The organism is Phaeovulum sp., from assembly GCF_041596715.1.
Classification (GTDB): domain Bacteria; phylum Pseudomonadota; class Alphaproteobacteria; order Rhodobacterales; family Rhodobacteraceae; genus UBA6213.
Genome location: NZ_JBFHIA010000334.1, coordinates 1 through 2,540 on the forward strand (window position 1 = coordinate 1; position 2,540 = coordinate 2,540).

Here is a 2,540-nt window from a genome sequence, read left to right on the forward strand (position 1 = left end):
GCGTGTATTTTGCGGCGTAGTCATACCAACCGCTGGTCACGATTTCGGTCACACAAAGCGCGCGATCACCAAGCACGCTGACCGTCAACTCGCGCCCCGGCGCGTAGGCCTCAACCAGCACGATCTCGGGCATGTCATCGGACAGAACCGGTGGTGAATTGACGCCTTCAGCCACTATATAGACGCCCAGCGATGACCCTTCGGCATTGGGTTTGACAACATAGGGCGGCGGCAACACATGGCGTGCCATCACCTCGGATTTGCTGGCAAGCCGCCCCGCCGCCACCGGCAAACCGGCCGCCGCGAAAGCCGCCTTGGCGCGGGTTTTATCCATCGCGAGGGCCGATGCCAGCACACCCGAATGGCTGTAAGGAAGGCGCAGCCATTCCAGCAGCCCTTGCACACAGCCATCTTCGCCCCAGCGACCATGCAATGCGTTGAACACCGCGTCCGGCTTGGCTTCGAGCAAACGCGCAGCAACGTCAGCGCCCGCGTCAATCGCGACCACTTCAAAGCCTGCCACCCGCAGCGCTTCAGCGCATTCGCGCCCTGAAGAAAGCGACACGTCCCGTTCCATGGACGCGCCTCCCATCAGTACCGCCACTCGGTGGGCTGTCCTGCTCGACACACCCGCCACGTTCGCCTCTCCCGGGGTTTTTCCCCGTGGAATGTTGTTACTTATCGTGCGCTTCGTCCAAAATCTCGCCGACCCGCATGATTTCCCACTCTAGCCGTATTCCGCTCGTGAGCAAAACCCTTTTTCGGACTTCTTCACCCAATCCCTCGAGATCGGCAGCAGTCGCGCCGCCCGCGTTGATAAGAAAGTTCGAATGTTTCTCGCTCATCTGCGCGCCACCTAGCCGCGCGCCGCGCATCCCCGCCGCGTCAATCACCTTCCAGGCCTTCAGATCCTGCACATCATCGGCCCGCCCCGTCGAGGAAAACCCAGCCGGATTACGAAAGGTAGACCCGGCACTGCGTTCTTTGATGGGTTGGCTTGCGTCGCGCTTGGCGACTTGATCGGCCATCTTGGCTTCCAGTTCCTGCGGATCAGCCGAAATTGCTTCAAAAGTGGCAGAAACCAGCACCCATTCTGGTGGAAGCTGGCTCTGACGGTATGAAAACTGCAAGTCTTTCGGGCCCAGAACAACCCGCTCACCGGCCCGACTTATCGCCACGGCCTCGCGCAGATGGTCCGCGACATAGGCACCGTAGCAGCCCGCGTTCATGCGCACCGCACCGCCGATGCTGCCGGGAATGGTGCGCAAAAAGGTCAGATCCAGCCCCGCCGCAACCGCGCGCCGCGCCACTTGCGCATCAAGCGCCGCAGCACCCGCCGTAATCAGGTTGCCGGAGATTTCGATACCGTTGAAGCCGCGCCCAAGCCGCACCACCACGCCGCGAATACCCCCATCGCGCACGATCAGGTTAGAGCCGACACCCATCGGAAAAACCGGAACTTCGGGCGGCAAAGCCTTCAGAAAACTCGCAAGATCGGCCTCGTCCGCGGGCTGAAACAGCCACTCTGCCGGGCCGCCCACGCGCAGCCAGGTCAGATCAGAAAGCGCGCGTCCGGCGGTCAGTGTGCCGCGGACTTCGGGCAGCTTCATACCCGCCCCCCGCGCCAGAACCGCATGCGGCGGAACGCAAAAATCAGCGGCCACCGCAGCATCGAAACCCCGGCGGCAAGCACCAAAAGGCCCCAGAACGGGCCGTTCTCTAGCGTAACCCAACCGAGCAGCGGAATCCCGCAGCCGATCAGCACCCACGCCTGGCGCCAATGGTTATCGCGTGATGGCAATAGTGCCAAAAGGTTGGCAACCAGCGCCCAGAGACACACAGCGATCAGTGAAAGTGTCATTCGACTGACTCCTCGTGTGGTGGTGGCAGCGAAACCCCCATCGCGCGCCGCGCCAGATACCAGAGCGGGCGGCGAAACAGCGAAACAAAGGCGGCCAACAGCGCGGCCACCGGCCAAAAACCGTGCTCTAGCCCGATCCAGACCATCAGCACGGGTGCCGCCAACAGCAGCGGCAGGCCCGGCCAAATCTGCAAGCGCAGCGGCAACAAAGCCGTGGCCGTCGCGGCCAGCGCCCAGATACAGGCAAGGATCAGCGGGAGGCTCATATGCGCCAGTCCTTGAGCGCCTGCGGCAAGCCGTTCGCCCATGTCGAAATCGTGCCTGCGCCAAGACAGACCACCATATCGCCCGGCTGCGCCTCATCACGCACCAGTTGCGCGAAATCCGCTTCCGAAACCACGGCGCGGGCGTGGCGGTGGCCATGCGCAATCAGCCCGGCCACCAGATCGTCGCGGCTGGCGCCTGCAATGGGTTCTTCGCCCGCAGCATAGACTTCGGCAATGCCAACCACGTCGGCTTCGTTGAAACAGGTGCAAAAGTCCTCGAACAGGCTCGACAGGCGCGAATATCGGTGCGGCTGGTGCACGGCGATAACGCGGCCGCGCGTGGTTTGCCGCGCCGCGCGCAGCACCGCCGCAATTTCGACCGGGTGGTGGCCGTAATCGTCGATGATGGTAAC

General features: G+C 63.0%; 5 protein-coding genes. All 5 read right to left on the reverse strand.

The features are described from left to right. Window positions 1–637 (reverse strand): D-alanine--D-alanine ligase (locus tag ABY403_RS15575; RefSeq protein ID WP_372841732.1); only part of this gene is annotated, 637 nt, incomplete at its 3' end. 37 nt (window positions 638–674) lie between these two features. Beyond that, window positions 675–1,610, reverse strand: coding sequence for a UDP-N-acetylmuramate dehydrogenase (gene murB, locus ABY403_RS15580; RefSeq protein WP_372841733.1), 936 nt, complete (start codon window positions 1,608–1,610; stop codon window positions 675–677). Then, window positions 1,607–1,861, reverse strand: a complete 255-nt coding sequence (locus ABY403_RS15585; RefSeq protein WP_372841734.1) for a DUF2484 family protein — start codon at window positions 1,859–1,861, stop codon at window positions 1,607–1,609. Before ABY403_RS15585 ends, murB begins: the two co-directional genes overlap by 4 nt. Further along, on the reverse strand, window positions 1,858–2,127 hold the full coding sequence (locus tag ABY403_RS15590; protein WP_372841735.1) for a DUF2484 family protein: 270 nt from the start codon (window positions 2,125–2,127) through the stop codon (window positions 1,858–1,860). The genes ABY403_RS15585 and ABY403_RS15590 overlap by 4 nt, the downstream gene beginning before the upstream one ends. Beyond that, on the reverse strand, window positions 2,124–2,540 hold a 417-nt coding region (locus tag ABY403_RS15595; RefSeq protein ID WP_372841736.1), incomplete at its 5' end, for a glutamate ligase domain-containing protein. The genes ABY403_RS15595 and ABY403_RS15590, both read right to left, overlap by 4 nt.